Origin of the sequence: Pseudovibrio sp. JE062, assembly GCF_000156235.1 — a bacterium.
GTDB lineage: Bacteria > Pseudomonadota > Alphaproteobacteria > Rhizobiales > Stappiaceae > Pseudovibrio.
Genome location: NZ_DS996807.1, coordinates 332,068 through 349,362 on the forward strand (window position 1 = coordinate 332,068; position 17,295 = coordinate 349,362).

Genomic DNA, 17,295 nt, shown 5'->3' on the forward strand with positions numbered 1-17,295 from the left:
TCACTTGGCTCAATCCACAGCTATATAGTGGTTTAATAATATTTATGCGGTCGATAAATAACTGAATACCATAAGAAAAGTACTGTGTGTTCTGCATTGATTTACGTGCCGTCATGCAAAAAATACTTCTGAGGCATCTAGTCATTAGCCGCTTTGTCTCGTATACAGCCATTTTTAATGCCTTCGTCCTGATCAGGACATTTTCACTTTCACTACGAGATAGGGCAGATTGCGGCTGCAGTCTGATCTGCAGCCCTGCACAAATTATTGATTTCAGGGGGTGTGCATGTTTGCGACACGTTTGAACGGTTTTGTGAGACGCCATGTTCTTGCAGCCGTGGCTGTTTTTGCGGCCGTAATCGCGGTTTATTCTCCGGCAAAAGTTTTGGCTGCTGAACCTCTCAAGGTCGCAGCGATTTACACCGTTCCTGTTGAACAGCAATGGGTTGGCCGTATTCACAAGGCCCTCAACGCAGCTGCTGAGCGCGGTGACATCACCTATGTTTACTCCGAAAACACAGCCAACACAGACTATGAGCGCGTCATGCGTGAATACGCGGAAGCGGGCCACCAGCTCATCGTCGGCGAAGCATTCGCAGTAGAACGCGCAGCGCGCAATGTAGCAGCTGAATACCCTGAAACAGCCTTCCTTATGGGCTCTTCCTTCCCGGCTGCTGAGCCAAACTTCGCCGTGTTTGACAACTTCATCCACGAGCCATCCTACCTCTCCGGTATGATCGCAGGCGCGAAGTCCAAGTCTGGCAAAATCGGCATGATCGGTGGCTTCGCCATTCCGGAAGTCAACCGCCTCATGCACGCATTCATGAATGGTGCTAAGGCAACCAATCCGGACGTGACCTTCACCGTCAACTTCATCAACTCCTGGTACGACCCGCCAAAAGCGAAAGAAACCGCATATGCGATGATCGATGCTGGTGCTGATGTTTTGTATGCAGAACGCTTCGGCGTATCTGATGCGGCGATGGAAAAAGGCATCTTCGCCATCGGTAATGTGATCGACACCGCTGCTGACTATCCAAACACCATCCTCGCCTCTGCCATCTGGCATATGGAGCCAACCGTTGATGTAGCGATTGCAGCTGTAAAAGCGAATAACTTCAAGGCTGAGGACTACGGCAAGTACTCCTTCATGGGTCATGGCGGTGGTTCGCTGGTGGTTGATGAAGCGCTGGTGGACGCGGACCTGCTGAGCAAGGTCAAAGCTGTTGAAGCGAGCATTCTGGATGGGTCTTTCACCGTTGAAATCAACGACGAAGAGCCAAAGTCCTCCAATTAATGCAGGTCGGGCCGGGGGATAACCTGGCCCGTCTTCTCCGTCTGCCGCGCGCATAACCTCTTCAGTCCAAGGGTATCCCATGCCAGAAACTAAGAGTGAGCATCCGCTTTTATCTCTTCAAAACATAACCAAGATCTTTGGTGATCTGGTTGCCAACGGCAACGTCAATCTGGACCTGCATGCAGGGGAAATAGTCGCGTTGCTGGGCGAGAACGGAGCGGGCAAAACCACGCTCATGAATATCCTGTTCGGTCATTATGTGGCTGATGAAGGACGTGTCATGGTACGTCACTCCTCTGGTATTCTGGTAGATCTGGAGCCCGGCGCTCCTCAGGCAGCCCTTGAAGCGGGGATAGGTATGGTTCACCAGCACTTCACGCTGGCTGAGAACCTGACGGGGCTTGAGAACATCGTTCTGGGCACGGAAAGCCTGTTTGCACGCCGCTTCAGCCGCTCCAAGGCACGGGCAAAACTGCAGGAGCTGATGCAAAGTTCCGGCCTCGAAGTGGATCTGGATCTGCGCGTCTCAAAGTTGGCAGTTGGGGAAAGACAGCGCGTTGAAATCCTCAAAGCGCTCTACCGCGATGCCCGCATTCTGGTTCTGGACGAGCCCACTGCGGTTCTCACGCCACAGGAATCCGATAGTCTTTTCAAAACCTTGAAACTGCTTGCCGCCAAAGGCATGGCAATTATCTTCATCTCCCACAAGATGGCAGAGGTGCTGGGCGCATCTGACCGTGTTGCGGTATTGAGAGGGGGTAAGATTGTTGCAGACCTTCCAACATCGCAGTGTGATCGCCATCAGCTGGCTGAGGTAATGGTCGGGCATTCAGTCCAAACCGCAGAACGCAAACCCGGCTATCCGGAAGACGAAACGCTGATTTTTGAAGGTGTCAGCGCTGGAGAGGGCCGCGAGCAGATTGAGAACGTTAATCTCTCCCTCCGAAAAGGGGAAATCATCGGCCTGGCAGGTGTCTCTGGCAACGGCCAAAGCACACTCGCAAAGGTCATCTCCGGGCTGGAAACACCAACTGCTGGTCATGTCCAGCTCAATGGCAAACCGCTTAAGGCCAGTGCCGCCGCGGCGATCAAATCCGGCGTAGCCCGCATCCCGGAAGACCGCCATCACGACGGCATCGTGGGTGCCATGTCGGTGGAGGAAAACCTCGTGCTGGAGGAAATCCGAAAGCCCGCATACCAGCGCTTCGGCCTTCTCCGTTTCAACGAAATTCGCAAGCGTGCTCAGGAGGCTATCAAGGCCTATGATATCCGTTGTTCTGGCCCGCTTGCTGTCTCTCGCCTGCTTTCCGGCGGGAACATCCAAAAGATTGTCCTCGCCAGAACGCTGGACCAGCAGCCCGATATCGTCCTTGCCGCGCAGCCGTCCCGAGGGCTGGATGTGGGCGCAACAGCGGACGTACACCGCCGTCTTCAGGAGGCACGGGACAGAGGCGCTGGCGTCCTTCTCATCTCTGAGGATCTGGACGAACTCTTCCAGTTATCCGACAGGATCGCTGTGATCCACCGCGGGCATATCTCTGAGCCAGTAGAGACAGAAAAGCTGGATAAAAAACAGGTCGGCTTGATGATGGCAGGACATTCCGCAAAAGGGGAACAAGCAGCATGATCCGGTTTGAACCTCGCAGCAATGTCTCTTCTCTCTTTGCATTGGCTCTGCCGATTGTCGCTGGAATCACCGCACTCGCGCTTGCGGCGATCCCCATCGCGGCAGCAGGGGGAGAAGTTTTCGCCGCCTACGGGCATATCTTTAAGGGGGCATTCGGCTCCAAGTTCGCATTATCTGAGCTTTTGGCTCGTGCTACCCCGCTCATATTCACTGGCCTGGCTGTCAGCGTGGCCTTCAGAGCCAAGCTCTGGAACATCGGTGCAGAAGGCCAGCTCTATGTGGGCGCACTCGCTGCTGTCGCAGTTGGTTCCGGCGCCATCTCAGCCCCTGCCTACATTATGATCCCGCTGATCATGCTGGCAGGTATGATTGCAGGCGGCACGCTGATGCTTGTCCCAACCCTGCTGAAAACGAAGCTAGGAGCAGATGAAGTCGTCACCACCTTGTTGCTCAACTTCGTTGTTTTGCTGTTTGTGCAGATGATGCTGGAAGGCCCAATGAAAGATCCAATGGGCATGGGCTGGCCGCAGTCAGAACCAATGACCAGCGCCGCCACACTGCCCAAGATGTTCCCTCGCATGCGCATCCACTGGGGCCTTGTTATTGCTCTGGTTTCCGCACTTGTAATCTACATCATGATGAAACGCAGTGTCTGGGGCTTTGAAATCCGTGCAACGGGTGAAAACGTCTCCGCCGCAAAACACGCAGGCATTCCAGTCACATCCACCTTCATCAAGGTGGGTTTGATCTCCGGCGCGCTGGCAGGCCTTGCTGGTGTCAGCGAAGTCGCTGGCCTCAAAGGCTATCTGACCTCCGATATCTCTCCAGGCTTCGGTTACACAGGTGTCGTGGTCGCCATGCTGGCAGGCTTATCGCCAGTTGGCGTGGTCATCGCTGCTGTGTTCATCGCAGCCGTTTTTGTAGGGGCAGACAGCATGAGCCGCGCCATGGGCGTTTCCAGCTACATTGCTGATCTCGTGGTCGCCATGTCCTTGATTAGCGTACTGATCTCCAGCCTCTTCGTGCGCTTCAAAATCCGCTTTGTGCAGCCGAAGAAGACACCACTTGCAGCCAAAGGGGAGGCATAAGCCATGGAATATATTGATATTCTTCTCTCCGCCAACTTCTGGGCTGCTGCCATCCGCATCGCCACTCCGCTCATCTTCGGTGTGCTCGGCGCGTTGGTCTGTGAGCGGGCAGGGGTGCTGAACCTCGGTATTGAGGGCATCTTCGTGGTTGGGGCCATGTGTGGCTGGATGGCCGTTTGGCTGGGCGCTGGGCTTTGGGGGGGCGTCCTCGTCGCGGCACTGGCAGGCGCGTTCTTTGGTCTGCTCCACGGCATCCTCACCGTACCACTGGGCCTGTCACAACACGTTTCCGGCCTCGGCATAACTATGTTTGCCACATCGGTCAGCTACTTCACGTATCGCACAGCGCTGCCAAAAGTCTCCAGCCCACCGCGTATTGAAGCGTTCCAACCGCTTGATATTCCGGTGCTGTCTGACCTGCCATTCATCGGCCCAGCTTTGTTCCAGCAAACTTCCATGACCTTCCTGGCGCTCGCTATGGTCCTGCTGGTCAGCTACGTGCTCTATCGCACCCCGCTTGGCCTCGCGATCCGCGCAGTGGGCGACAATCCATCCGCTGTTGAAGCGCAGGGCTTGTCGGTCTTCGCGCTGCGTATCGGCGCAATCATGGCAGGGTCTGCGCTCATGGCACTGGGCGGCGCTTTCCTCACCATGTCCGCCTTCGATGCCTTCTTCTTCGGTATGATCAACGGACGCGGCTGGATCTGCATTGCACTTGTGGTGTTTGCAAGTTGGAGGCCGGGTAAGGCTCTGTTGGGCGCATTGCTGTTTGGCGCTTTTGATGCCTTCCAGATCCGCCTGCAAAATGAGGTTGGCGCGGTGGTCCCCTCTCAGGTCTTCCTGATGATCCCGTACCTGCTTTCCATCGTGGCACTGGTGCTCGTGGCCCGCAAAGCAGACTACCCACGCGCACTGCTGCAACCTTATTTCCGTGGTCAGCGTTAAGCTGGAAAACAAGAAAGGCAATGTTTATGTCTCTGGATTTACTCGTAAAAAACGCAGTCCTGACCACAGGCGAAACAGGCGTCGATATTGCAGTGAAAACTGGCAAAATCACCGCGATTGAAAAAGACATCACCGCAGAAGCAGAACGCGTGATCGATGCTCAGGGTCAACTGGTTTCAGCGCCTTTCGTTGATCCTCACTTCCATATGGATGCTACCCTTTCCCTTGGTCTGCCAAGAATGAACGAAAGCGGTACTCTGCTGGAAGGCATCAGCCTCTGGGGCGAGCTGAAGCCCCTGCTCACCATTGATGCGGTTGTCGAGCGAGCTCTGCGCTATTGTGATCTGGCAGTCTCTCAGGGCTTGCTGGCTATCAGAACCCACGTGGATGTCTGTGATGATCGTCTGCTAGGTGTGGAAGCCCTGTTGGACGTGAAGCAACGCATTGCGCCTTATATCGATTTGCAGCTGGTCGCCTTCCCGCAAGATGGCTTCTACCGCTCCCCAACTGCTGAGAACAACCTGCTCCGGGCTCTGGATATGGGCGTGGATGTAGTCGGCGGCATCCCACACTTTGAGCGCACCATGGAAGACGGTGCCCGCTCGGTGAATGCCCTCATGGAGATCGCAGCAAAGCGCGGCCTGCGGGTAGACATGCACTGCGATGAATCTGACGACCCGCTCTCCCGCCATATCGAAACGCTGGCTTACGAGACCCAGCGCTTAGGGCTACAGGGCAGGGTAACCGGATCACACCTCACTTCCATGCATTCCATGGACAACTACTACGTCTCCAAGCTGCTGCCTTTGATGGCAGAAGCGGATGTCTGTGCCATCGCCAACCCCCTGATCAACATCATGCTTCAGGGCCGTCACGACACCTATCCAAAACGCCGTGGCCAGACCCGTGTGCGTGAGATGCGAGACTACGGCATCACCGTCGGTTTCGGTCATGATTGCGTGATGGATCCATGGTACTCGCTGGGCAACGCTGACATGCTGGAAGTGGCAGGTATGGGCCTCCATGTCGGCCAACTCTCCAGCCGAGATGACATCCGCTATTGCTATGAGGCCGTCACCACCAACTCCGCAAAGATCATGGGGCTGGAAGGCTACGGCGTCAAAGTCGGCGGCAATGCGGACTTCGTGCTGCTGCAGGCAGAAGACGCAATCGAAGCCATCCGCATGAAGGCCACCCGCCTCGCTGTGATCCGCCGCGGTAAGGTCATCGCCGAAACCGCCCCGCGCATCACCAACCTCTCTCTGGAAGGTCGCCCAAAATCTGTGAATGCCGCGGATTACTCTCCAAGCCGCACCACCCAAAACGGGGACAACACCCGCCAAATCACCCTTGCGTTATAATGTGCGTTCATTTGCGTTAAATACGTTTTTCCTGCGTTCCTCCGTCCCACAGCCCCCTGTGGGGCGGAAAAGTCCTACCAAAATAAGTTATCCCCCTTGTCTGACTTTGTATTATTGTGAAGTTTCTGGTGAGTAATAAGTTAGCCAAATAGGGTTACTGAGTCGGGGTGGTGGTATTTCATTAATTATAAGTATTAGTGTTTTAATCATTTTATATTACTCATGATAAACATAATAATTATTCGTGTTTATTGGTCGTAATTGGTGAATTGTTTTCAAGTTAATTTTTAGAAGGGGATTTTTATGAGAGTACTTAATGGAATCGTTGTTACATTTGTTGGAGTTTTGATCTTAATCGTTTTTGGATTCATATTTCATTTTGGGGGCTATATTGTAGAAACACCTGGTTTGGAAGGCGGAGGGTCTTTTGTAAAAATTGGGTTAGCTGGAAAGTTGGTTGGTATTATCGTGATTATAGTAGGTTTGCGCTCATTCAAAAAAACCTCTTAACTATTAAGTTGCTCTGATCAAGCAGGAGGGATGAACGGTGGAACGCATTCCGGCGGAGAAGTGGTATCGCACCACGAAACTGGCAGATGACATTACGCTGATTGATGAGCCCTACATCAAGCAATTCTACCGCTGCAACATCTGGCATGTGCGCGGTCGCCATAAGGATCTGCTCGTGGACAGCGGCATGGGCGTTGTTAGCCTGCGGGAGCATGTGGCCCTGACCTCAGAGAAGTCCGTGATGGCCGTTGCCAGCCACACTCACTTTGACCATATCGGCTGCCAACACGAGTTCCCGAACCGTCTGGTCCATAAAGCAGAGGCCGATCTGCTCGCCCACCCAACCCGTCAGAACACGCTGGTCGAAGGATGTGTTGCAGACGATATCTTCGACGCTCTCCCGCCAGAACCCTACAAGTCCTCCGCATACGCTGTCGAACCGGCACCAGCCAGCCACCTGCTGGAAGATGGTGAAGTGCTCTCCACCGGTGATCGCCACTTTGAAGTCATCCATACACCCGGCCACTCACCGGGCGGCATCGCTTTGTGGGAGAAGGCAACCGAAACCCTGATCGCTGGAGACATCGTCTATGATGGGCCGTTGGTGACAGACTGCTACCACTCCAACATGACAGACTACATCGCCAGCATGAAGCGCTTGGCTGACCTCCCGGTCCGCACCATCCACGGCGGTCATTTTCCCAGCTTCGACGGCAAACGCCTGCACGAGATCATAGATGCCTTCCTGAAGGAGCATGACAAATAGCGGTAACTGCGTATTTGCACCTACGAAATCCAGTCGTTTCCTGTGACGGTCAGAACAGTCACCCGCAAAACCATTGCCTACTCTGAAAGGTGGGAGGGCAGTTGCCCGGGCCGCTGACACCATGGGAGTTGGACAATGACAGCGATTGGTTTGAACAGTTTCGTCTCTGCCGCACACAGCATTCCGCAGGATGGCAAGCTCACGATTGCTGAGGGGCAGGTGAAGGCCCATTCCAGCACCGCAATCGCAGGTCGGCTCGTCACCTGGGTCAAACAGCAAGCGGCTGGAGAAGTCCAGAAGCAGGAAGATCAGGGCGCCTTCCGTCTGGCACTCACCAACCACTACGGCAAAACGCTGGGCGAGAAAGCCTATGAAGCAGCATGCAGAGCTTGCGGCCAGACCTCAGACAAAAGCCACAGCCTGACGGCCAAACAGGTGCTGGAAGGCGTCACTTTCGCAGAGCGCCGGGTGCTGGGCGATGAAGGCTCAGCTGTGCGCACAAAAGCGCTCTCCGAAGATGTAAAGCGCAACCCGATCAACGGACTGGTACAGAACAAAGAGCATCAGACCATCCCGTCTTTCCAAAGCGAGATCATCGAGAACCCGGAGAGCAACACCGAACTGCTCGCCGCCCGTGCGGATGGCAAGTACACGGAGCGAAACCCTTTCCACGTGGAACGGGAGCTGATGGCCCGCCTGAGCACGGAGATTGCAAAGAAATACGATCCTCTCATCGCAGAGGACGCCACCTCTAAGGCATGGGGCAAAGAGCTGCTGCAAAGCATCTACCGCGATGTGCTGCGTGATCAACGCCCCCTGGAGAAGGGAGATGCTTTGAAAATCTCAGAGGTGCCTCATCCAATGAAGATCGCAGTTGAACGCTTCGAAAAACAGGTCTGGAACTACGCCGAGCAAAACTTCCTGCGCTCTCTGCCAGAAAATGCAGAAGTCGCTATCCATGATCTGTCACGACAGCTGAACTGGCAGAACTTCCCTGTACTGGCTGAACAGCACGGCCTAACGGGCATCAGCTGGGCAAGCGATGCAACCGCGCCGTTCTTCACTGCCAACATCCCCCAAATCCGTGACCATGCCATCCAGCGTCTGGTTGACAACCGGGAGGATCAGGCGTTCCTCAATTCAGTCACCGTGGAGAGCTTTGACGACATTATCAAGGAAGCACTGTTTGAGCAGGCCCGTCTGGACAAGGTTGACAGCGATGCCGCTGCTCTGGAGCTCGTGCATAGCGAGCCAGAAGCTCCGCTCAAACCGATCCTGAAGTCATCAGAGCCATCCTCTGAGGCTGCTCCGAAAAAGTCAGTACGCTGGGTCTAAGACGCCTCCTCCGGCACCCATGAGATGATATAGCGCGGCAAATCTGGAAACGGCTCTTTGCCGCGCATCTCTGGGGCAAGTTGCTCAAACCGCCCTACCTTGCCAAGCGCCTCACACCCGCATTCCCAGTTTGCCAGCCAGATCCCCAGCGCCACCATGGCGTAGTACCGTGAATGCGTCGCCGCACAAAAATCCACCCGCTGTATCTTCGCATTCTCAGCAAGCACAACAGCACGCGTTGGCTGCGCGTTGTAGGAAGACGGCGACCACTGGCACACCTCATAACACCGTCCAAATGCCCGATAAGGTCGCGCGTTCGTATTCAGTGGCTTGTGAAAGTCAGTGTCCGCATAAAACAGCTCCTGCACATCCAACCGATGCCGCTGTGTTTTCAGAATGAGGCGGATTGCGAGCGGGATGTAACGAGACCGGTACCCAAACGCACAAACGCAGATGATGTGGTCTTTTTCAGGATCAAACCGTGCACCCAGATGCTTGATGATGCTCTTGTGGTCAGCCCCCGGCCCAATCCAGCACGTCGCCAGCCCTTGCCGCGTGGCCTCAATCACCACCTTCTGCAAACTGCGCCCCACATCCACCACAGCCATCTCGTGATACTCACGCGGTGCAATGGCCACCAGAAACTCCCGCGTCCCAACCGCAGGCCAAACAACCAGCGGATTGTCGACATACTCAAAGCGAATGGGGGAGGGGCTCAAGCAGTTCTCCGGCCTGCTGTTCTGCTCTGCCAGAGAAAGCACCATCTGCCGATACTCTTCGCTCATCAACCGCTTCTGAAAGGACCGGCACGAAACCCGCGCCCGCATCACCTCAAACGCATCCAAATGCTCAAGGTTGGTCGGCAATGGCTCTTCCGGATGAAAGTCATACCGAACCGTCACCACATCGAAGATCAGATTGAGAAACAGCAGCGCTGCAAGAACAAGCGGCAGATCCACCAGCACAAACGGCCAACACCCAATCAAAGCACCAAGACCAGCCAGCACCAATAGCAGTAGCGCCACCACCAGATTGGGCAGATACTGCAGCCAGCTGGTCCATTGCAGCCACATCTTCACCCGCCACCACCATCGGGATTCAAACCAAGCCTCATGAGGCGTTTGCTTTTCTTGAGGAGGCGTTTTGCTCATGCACGTGTTTCCGCATTCAGGCCAGACCATGCCGGCCCAGCTCACTGCGAAACATCTTAAGCGAGCCGTGTTCCTGAAACGTAACTACACCTCAGAAACACGAAGAAGGGAGGAGATCAGCCAACCGCCTTGGCTGTTTTGGCAGGGCGATAGAGGAACCGGTTGAACGCATCCTCTGGCATCATCTGGATAAGGCGACCAATCAGCGCCATCGCCGCAACGCAGAACACAAAACGGCCAACCAATGCGCCGGACCAGTGTGCGCCAAACGCCATCATCACCAGCGGATCTTCAATCAAGCCGTGACAAATGCCCATGAAGGAGAGGGACAGCACCACATCGCGTGAAGAAAGCTTACCTTCCTGTGCTTCTTTGATGATGAGGCCACCACCATAGGAAAGCCCAAGCAAAACACCCACCATGGTGATTGGCGTCGCCGCCTTGCTGATGCCCATAATGCGCAGCAAAGGTGAAAGCAGCCAACCAAGCAGATCCGTCACCTTCAACAGTTCCAGCAGTTTCAGGAAGATGATCAGCCCCAGAATGATCCAGAACATGCTGAAGAGTACGGAGGCACTGGAGTAGCTCCACTCCAGCCAGGTCTCTTCAATGGTTGGCGTATAAGGCAGCCAAGAAAGCTCAATCGGCTGCTGTAGCCAACCACCTGCGGAATAAAACAGATTCAGCACCATGCCGTAGGCAATGCCCACCACAAACCGCAGGCCGGAGGAAAAAATAAAGCTGATCCCAGCACGGCGGGAAATGCTCTGTTCCAGCGGCAGGGCATGGGCGATCAAAACAACAGAAAGCAGCACCGTCACATCAGCCACACTCAGCGCTACCAGCGGCAAAATGCTGATCATCACGGCCACAGCGGAGTAGGTGCCCACCAACAAACCAACGGCCAGCACGAGACCGGTTGCAGCCGGCAATCCCATCAGGCCCATCAGTGGTTCCAGTGCCACGCCCAGATAATCAACCAGCCCAAACTCCATGCCAATGCGCACGAAGATCATCACCGGAACCATGGTCTTGACCATAATCCAGAACAAGCCGACGGAGTCTTTCGCGATCTTCTGACAAGCAGCGATGTAGCTATTCATTTTGACAAACCAAATCTGCGCATGCGCTTTGTATTGCTCAAAGCGCTCTAAGGAATGGGGATGGGAAAATCAAAAGGGGCAGGCCCTTGCTGTAATGCCCTGAAAAACTACTAGGATATTTCAGGTTTTGAGGAAATAGTATTTTACTCAACCCTCCCACTTTAAATTCTCAAAGGAATGAGTGTGCGTGGCTGAAGATCTTCGAAGGACTTGATGCCGCGACAGGAGTAAATGCGCACATCGCACCGTTTGCTTTTGTCATCTCCGGTTCTGTTTTGCTTAACTAACGGACGACCTCTTTCTTTTGGGCCTGCTTGTTTTGCTTTAGCGTTTTGCCAGAGCAAAAACAGGTGACAGAAATGGCCGGAAAAACCCTGAAAACCTTCAAGAACCTTGCTGAATTTCGCAGTGGTTTCTCTGATCTTAAGCAGAAGATGGATCACAAACACAGTATTAGCCGGGTGGACATAACCAACTTCGACAAAGAGCTGGGCAGCAAGACCTTCCTCGACAAAAAGTACGAAGCAGCTGTCGAAGATTCACCAAAGGTCTCGAAGGTTTCAGAAGCACACGGAAAGCTCACGCGCCTCAAAAACTCTCTGGAACGCGAAAGCAGCGGCTTTGATGATCTGGATAAGCTCTACAACAAGCTGGTCGCCCAGATGAATGAAGCGCGCAAGAAAAACAAAGGCGATGTTCAAAAGCTCAATAACGATCCGGACTATGAAGCCGCTGAACAAAACCTGCTAAAGCTGGCCCCTCATTGGAAAAAAGCCAGCAAAAAGCGGGATGACTTCCGAAAAGCCGAACGCGAACTCGCCGCCCTCGACAAAAAGCTCACGGAAATCAAAGCGGAAGCCTCAAAGAAATGCCCTATAGAGGTCAAACGAGACGCCAAAAAACTCCAGTTGCTCATCGCTGGCGATAAGATCGTCGAGTACGCGATGAAGTTTACCAAGTAGCTTCGCCTCTGGCGCCACTCGCTGAGTTACTTCAGCACTGGCCGCAAAAACTGGCGGTCATAGCGGCGAATGCACTGTGTCTCTTCAGCATAGGCAAAGGCCTTCTGGCAGTCTTCATCCTCCATGCTATCCTTGCGATACTGCTCGTAGGCTGCAAGGGATGGAAACGAGAACAGAGCTAGCGCCAGATCATTCGCGCTTTCATGAGGCAGAAAATATCCATGATGCTGCCCACCAAACTTCTCCACCAGCGGAATCCAAAGCTTGGCATAATGCTCAAACTCAGCAACCTTCCCCGGCTCCAACTCATAATGCACATAACAGGTAATCACAGCAGCATAGCCTTTCCGAAAATGTGAGGTCACACAGAAAGAGTTAGGTGTAGTTCAGAGTGGTTACAGCAGCAAGGTTGCATTTAAGGCAGATGCTCACATCATATCCACGTTTTGCGCGCTGTTTTTGCCTCCCTGACAGAGTTGTGATTGAGGTGTCAGGGCCGCTGTGATGAACAGAACAGGAGTGCTTCTGACTTAACGTTAGCCTGATCCCATTGCAAACAGAGACCAGCAGAATGGGATGAGCACTATGACTTCAGTAAGCTTGAGTAACTTCCAGACCATCGCGACCAATACAGCCTCCTCTCAAAAGCTGACAGTCGAAGGCGGAGACGTACTCCCCCGTCTGGCAAGCACGTCAGTTAAAGGGCGGTTTGTGTCCTGGCTTGCTCTGCAGGGCAACCTGGATTCTCAAAAAGCAGCAGATCAGGGAGCGTTCCGGACTGCCCTTCAGGACAAGTATGGTGCAACCCTCGGAACACAAGCCTACGAAAAGGCCTGCAACGCCTGCGGTTTCACAGCTGGCCAAAACCATAGCCTGACATCAAGGCAGGTCATAACCGGTGTTCATTATGCAGATGAAAAGTTGAACAGCGATCCACTCGCCGTGTTAATTTCCGAGCACGAAGTGACTGCTGCAAAATATGCAGCGTCCAGTTCTAACAGCACTGGGCTGGATGAAGATACGGCCGCGTTTGTTGCAAAAGTCGACGCAAAAGCAGCAATACCAGAAAACCATGACGTGGCCTCTGTGCTTCCGGAAAACTTGCTGACAGGAAACTTCTCTGTCCCTGACAATGAGATCAGACAGGCCGCCGTGGATACCCTCGATGTGATCACGCAGTTTATCTCAGAAAAATACACTTCCGAGATTGCAGAAACCGTGGAAGGTCGAATTGTCGAAGCAGGATTGTTTGATGAGCTCCTTGCTGAACAGGTTGATCCAAACAACAGCGTTGAACTGCGCGAGACCATCAGCATCTTCATTGATGCGATCTGGGAAGAAGCACAGAGAGTTCACATCGAGACGCTCCTGTAATTGATCAGGAGCCGCGCCGAACCTTAGTCGTCAGCCTTTGCTCAGCCACTAAGCCAACAACGCAAAAAAGAAGCGCCTGCTAGGTGGGCAGGCGCTTACAAACCCCGGGCAAGGGAAAGTTTAACGATGACCGCTGCTCTTACTCGGCAGCTTGTTTTACCTCCAGAAGACCAAAGAGATTGCGTGGATCAGCTGGCTCAGCGATCATCTCAAGGTCCTGGGTTGTTTCGTCCTGCTTCACCAGATCGTAGATGTAACGCAGGCCGGAAAAGTCCTCGATGGCAAAGCCAACGGAGTCGAACAGCGTGATATCACGTTCGCTCGTACGCCCTTCCGCACCACCGGTGATCACTTCCCAAAGCTCAACAACCGGATAGTCGTCGTCCAGCTGCTGGATCTCGCCTTCAATGCGGGTCTGTTCCGGGAACTCCACGAAGATCTTGGAACGCAGCAGAATGTCCTTGTGCAGCTCGGTCTTGCCAGGACAATCGCCACCAATCGCGTTGATGTGCACGCCGGAACCAACCATGTTGTCAGTCAGGATCGTGGCTTTCTGCTTGTCCGCAGTCACGGTGGTGATGATGTCCGCACCCGTGATCGCCTCTTCAGAGCTGCGGCAGATGGTGATGGTGAAACCCTTCCCATCAAGGTTCGCCGCACACTTCTCCGTCGCTTCCGCATCCGTATCGTAAAGGCGTAGATTGGTAATGCCCATCACCGCCTTGAACGCCAGTGCCTGAAACTCGGACTGAGCGCCATTGCCGATGATCGCCATGGTTTTGGAATCCGGACGCGCCAGATGCTTCGCCGCCATCACAGAGGTTGCAGCCGTGCGAAGAGCCGTCAAAACCGTCATCTCGGAAAGGAAGAACGGATAGCCCGTATCCACATCTGCTAGCATGCCAAAGGCTGTGACGGTCTGCTTGCCTTCCTTGGTGTTTTTCGGATGGCCGTTCACATATTTGAAGCTGTAAAGCTCCCCATCACTGGTCGGCATCAGTTCGATCACGCCAACTTTGGAGTGGCTTGCAACACGGGGTGTTTTGTCAAACAGCGGCCAGCGCCGGTAATCCTGCTCCACATACTCGGTCATGCCCTTCAGGACATTCTCGACACCGTGTTTGTTGACCAAATCCAAAATTTTAGAAACGCTTACGAACTGGACCATATGGGGATACCTATCTTTTATTATGTGACTGAGATCAGGCGCGGTTTGGGTGGTCCAGCACCTGCTTGCCAAACAAGCTGCATACCAGATCCGTCATCAGGGTTGCTGTGCGTCCGCGGACGTCCAGGAACGGGTTCAGTTCCACCAGATCAACGGAAGTCACCAGCTGGCTGTCACAGAGCATCTCCATGATCAGATGCGCTTCACGGAAGGTCGCGCCACCCGGAACCGTTGTCCCCACCGCAGGGGCGATATCTGGATCAAGGAAGTCCACGTCAAAGCTCACATGCAGACGGCCATTGGCTGCCTTCACACGCTCCAGAAACTCGTTGATTGGCTTGACCACACCGTTCTCATCGATCCGGCGCATGTCGTAGGTCTCAATACCGGTTTTCTGCAAGGCAGCCCGCTCTGCATTGTCGACGGACCGCAAACCCATCATGCAGATATTTTCTGGCTTAATCGCCGTCTTCAGTTCCGGATAATACCCCTCAAAACCGGGAAGACCGCAGAAATAAGCCACGGGCGTGCCATGCAGATTACCGCTACTGGTGGTGCTCAGATTATGGAGATCCGGGTGCGCATCCAGCCAAAGCACAAACTGCTCTTCTTCAGCCTCTGCCGCCGCATGGGCAATACCGCTGACGGTACCTGCCGCCATGGAGTGATCACCACCAAGGAAAACTGGCAGGTGCCCTTTACGCATCTCATGCAGAGCCACATCATGCAGCTTAGATGTCCAGCTGATTGTCTCGCTCAAATGGTGGATAGCGCTGTTGGAATGAACCCGATCAGGACTTGCCTCTGGTAAAATGTTGCCCCGGTCTATAACGGAGTAGCCCAGTGCCTCAAGGGAGCCTTGCAGTCCGGCAGTTCGCAGAGCATCCGGGCCCATCACGCAGCCCTGAATGTTGGTTCCTGTCTGTACAGGTGTACCTACGAGCACAACGGTATTCTTCATTCCCACTTCCCGTTTAATTCCAATATGGGGTATTATCCTTGTGGAAGTGGCGGTAGAAAGCTGGCATTGTGATCAAAATGGTGGTCGCATTGGCCAGAATGGTAAGTAAGGTTACGCACTTTGGATGATATAGATCAAAAAATCATCGCGATACTACGTAGGAATGCGCGGGCGAGTGTTTCTGATCTAGCCCTTGAGCTGAAGATATCTCGCTCAACGGTGCGCGCACGCATGGAGCGTTTGAAATCAGCTGGTGATATCCTCGGCTACACAGTGGTGCTGCGGGGCGATGTCTTTGAACAACCTGTTCGTGGCATAATGATGATCAAGATCGAGGGCAAAGGCACCCAGCGCATCGTCAACCAGCTCAACAAGATGACTGAGGTCTCCGCACTGCACACCACAAACGGCAAGTGGGATCTGATCCTGGAGCTGGGCACGGACACGCTGGTGCACTTTGACGATGTGCTGCGCCGCATCCGCCTGATTGACGGCATCTCCGCCAGTGAAACCAACCTTCTCCTCTCCACCAAACGCACCAGCGAAGCCCGCCGGAACGTTCTGCTGGATTAGAGGGACAAAAGGAAACCACCAGTGCATCTGATGCGCACTGGTGGTGATGTTTAAACGTCAGGCTTCAGCGTGGAAGCCACTCATGACAACTTTGCCTACGGCTTCACCGGATTGCAGCCTGTCATGGGCTTTGGCAACATCCAGCACGCTGAACTCCGTCTCATCCAACAGCGGAGTGATTTTGCCCTCATCCACCAGCTTGGCAATCTGCTCCAAAATCTCACCATGCACGCGGCGGTTCTTACCCGTCACCATCGGGATCAGCATCAGCACACTGTGGAAGCTCAACCCCTTCAGGGCCACTTGCAACACATCGGCAATCGGCAAGATTGTAGCAACCGCGCCGTTCATGCGCGCTGCTTCAAAGCTCTTTTGAATGTGCTCACCGGCGATGGTGTCAAACACCGCATCAAACCCTTCGCCACCGGTGTGCTGAGCAACGTACTCCGCAACTGATGTCTCCTCCGCATTCACCACATGATCCGCACCTAGCTTCTTAGCGGCTGCAAGGTTCTTGGCAAGAGATGTGGTCGTTACCTTCGCTCCCAGCGCTTTTGCCAGCTGAACGGCGATATGGCCAACACCACCTGTTGCGCCATGCACCAACACCTTGTCATCCGCTGAAACCCTCAGCTTCTGCACCAGTGCTTCCCAGGCTGTGATGGAAACCAGCGGAAGCGCTGCTGCCTGTCTCATGGTCAATGAGTTGGGCTTGTGAGCCATCAGGTCCGCATCAACCAGCATGTACTCACTCAAAGCGCCATTGATGCCAGCCACACCACCCGCGCAGCCATACACACGGTCACCAACGTTGAAGCGTGTAACGCCTTCGCCAACTTCCTCAACAATGCCAGCAACATCGCCATGCAGAACCTGAGGAAGGTTCTCCGACCACGGTGTTTCAGTGGACCGCAGCATCGTGTCCAACGGGTTCACGCTCGTTGCGCAAACTTTCACAACAACATGCCCGGCAGTGGCTCTTGGTTTTTCCAGTTCAGCCAGCTCAAACACATCGCTTGCGCCCAGACCGTTCAAAATCATCGCTTTCATAAGAAGCCTCACTCGTTATGGGTG

17 protein-coding genes are annotated in these 17,295 nt (G+C 54.1%); 11 read left to right on the forward strand and 6 right to left on the reverse strand.

From position 1 onward, the window contains the following. Nucleotides 1-286: 286 nt before the first annotated feature. The 8 genes from PJE062_RS09105 to PJE062_RS09140 all read left to right on the forward strand — a co-directional run bounded on the left by PJE062_RS09105 (nucleotide 287) and on the right by PJE062_RS09140 (nucleotide 8,929). Nucleotides 287-1,297, forward strand: coding sequence for a BMP family protein (locus PJE062_RS09105; protein WP_008548524.1), 1,011 nt, complete (start codon nucleotides 287-289; stop codon nucleotides 1,295-1,297). A 79-nt stretch (nucleotides 1,298-1,376) separates the two neighbouring features. Beyond that, nucleotides 1,377-2,924 carry an ABC transporter ATP-binding protein gene (locus tag PJE062_RS09110; protein ID WP_008548720.1) on the forward strand — a complete coding sequence of 516 codons (1,548 nt, stop codon included), beginning with the start codon at nucleotides 1,377-1,379 and terminating at the stop codon, nucleotides 2,922-2,924. Then, a complete protein-coding gene (locus PJE062_RS09115) occupies nucleotides 2,921-4,012 on the forward strand; it encodes an ABC transporter permease (protein WP_008548460.1) in 1,092 nt (363 codons plus the stop codon). Before PJE062_RS09110 ends, PJE062_RS09115 begins: the two co-directional genes overlap by 4 nt. Nucleotides 4,013-4,015: 3 nt before the next feature. Then, nucleotides 4,016-4,957 (forward strand): ABC transporter permease, encoded by a 942-nt coding sequence (locus PJE062_RS09120; RefSeq protein ID WP_008548391.1) that lies wholly within the window; start codon nucleotides 4,016-4,018, stop codon nucleotides 4,955-4,957. Nucleotides 4,958-4,983: 26 nt separating this feature from the next. Then, nucleotides 4,984-6,318 (forward strand): amidohydrolase family protein, encoded by a 1,335-nt coding sequence (locus tag PJE062_RS09125; protein WP_008548194.1) that lies wholly within the window; start codon nucleotides 4,984-4,986, stop codon nucleotides 6,316-6,318. A gap of 303 nt (nucleotides 6,319-6,621) precedes the next feature. Next, a complete protein-coding gene (locus PJE062_RS09130) occupies nucleotides 6,622-6,828 on the forward strand; it encodes a hypothetical protein (protein WP_037036417.1) in 207 nt (68 codons plus the stop codon). Nucleotides 6,829-6,865: 37 nt separating this feature from the next. Beyond that, entirely contained in the window at nucleotides 6,866-7,594 is a 729-nt protein-coding gene (locus PJE062_RS09135; protein WP_008548576.1) for an MBL fold metallo-hydrolase, read from the forward strand. Nucleotides 7,595-7,729: 135 nt separating this feature from the next. Further along, nucleotides 7,730-8,929, forward strand: a complete 1,200-nt coding sequence (locus PJE062_RS09140; RefSeq protein ID WP_008548298.1) for a hypothetical protein — start codon at nucleotides 7,730-7,732, stop codon at nucleotides 8,927-8,929. Here the strand turns inward: PJE062_RS09140 and PJE062_RS09145 are convergent. Next, a complete protein-coding gene (locus tag PJE062_RS09145) occupies nucleotides 8,926-10,080 on the reverse strand; it encodes a nitroreductase family protein (RefSeq protein WP_208982224.1) in 1,155 nt (384 codons plus the stop codon). The genes PJE062_RS09140 and PJE062_RS09145 overlap by 4 nt on opposite strands. Before the next feature lie 116 nt (nucleotides 10,081-10,196). After that, nucleotides 10,197-11,183 (reverse strand): nucleoside recognition protein, encoded by a 987-nt coding sequence (locus PJE062_RS09150; protein ID WP_037036421.1) that lies wholly within the window; start codon nucleotides 11,181-11,183, stop codon nucleotides 10,197-10,199. 359 nt (nucleotides 11,184-11,542) lie between these two features. Here PJE062_RS09150 and PJE062_RS09160 point away from each other — a divergent pair, with 359 nt between their 5' ends. Further along, complete coding sequence (locus PJE062_RS09160) at nucleotides 11,543-12,145, forward strand: hypothetical protein (RefSeq protein WP_008548736.1); 603 nt, start codon at nucleotides 11,543-11,545, stop codon at nucleotides 12,143-12,145. Nucleotides 12,146-12,171: 26 nt separating this feature from the next. Here the strand turns inward: PJE062_RS09160 and PJE062_RS09165 are convergent, their stop codons facing one another. After that, nucleotides 12,172-12,477, reverse strand: coding sequence for an NIPSNAP family protein (locus PJE062_RS09165; protein ID WP_008548435.1), 306 nt, complete (start codon nucleotides 12,475-12,477; stop codon nucleotides 12,172-12,174). Nucleotides 12,478-12,730: 253 nt separating this feature from the next. On the opposite strand from PJE062_RS09165, the gene PJE062_RS09170 reads away from it, so the two are divergent. Continuing rightward, entirely contained in the window at nucleotides 12,731-13,519 is a 789-nt protein-coding gene (locus tag PJE062_RS09170; RefSeq protein ID WP_008548613.1) for a hypothetical protein, read from the forward strand. Between the two features lie 139 nt (nucleotides 13,520-13,658). Here the strand turns inward: PJE062_RS09170 and PJE062_RS09175 are convergent, their stop codons facing one another. Then, a complete protein-coding gene (locus PJE062_RS09175) occupies nucleotides 13,659-14,687 on the reverse strand; it encodes an ornithine cyclodeaminase (RefSeq protein WP_008548748.1) in 1,029 nt (342 codons plus the stop codon). Between the two features lie 34 nt (nucleotides 14,688-14,721). Beyond that, nucleotides 14,722-15,648 carry an arginase gene (gene rocF / locus PJE062_RS09180; RefSeq protein WP_008548797.1) on the reverse strand — a complete coding sequence of 309 codons (927 nt, stop codon included), beginning with the start codon at nucleotides 15,646-15,648 and terminating at the stop codon, nucleotides 14,722-14,724. Between the two features lie 120 nt (nucleotides 15,649-15,768). On the opposite strand from rocF, the gene PJE062_RS09185 reads away from it, so the two are divergent. Continuing rightward, nucleotides 15,769-16,221, forward strand: coding sequence for an Lrp/AsnC family transcriptional regulator (locus PJE062_RS09185; RefSeq protein WP_008548611.1), 453 nt, complete (start codon nucleotides 15,769-15,771; stop codon nucleotides 16,219-16,221). Between the two features lie 57 nt (nucleotides 16,222-16,278). Here PJE062_RS09185 and PJE062_RS09190 read toward each other — a convergent pair whose 3' ends face one another. Next, on the reverse strand, nucleotides 16,279-17,271 hold the full coding sequence (locus PJE062_RS09190) for a zinc-dependent alcohol dehydrogenase family protein (RefSeq protein ID WP_008548756.1): 993 nt from the start codon (nucleotides 17,269-17,271) through the stop codon (nucleotides 16,279-16,281). Between the last annotated feature and the right edge of the window lie 24 nt (nucleotides 17,272-17,295).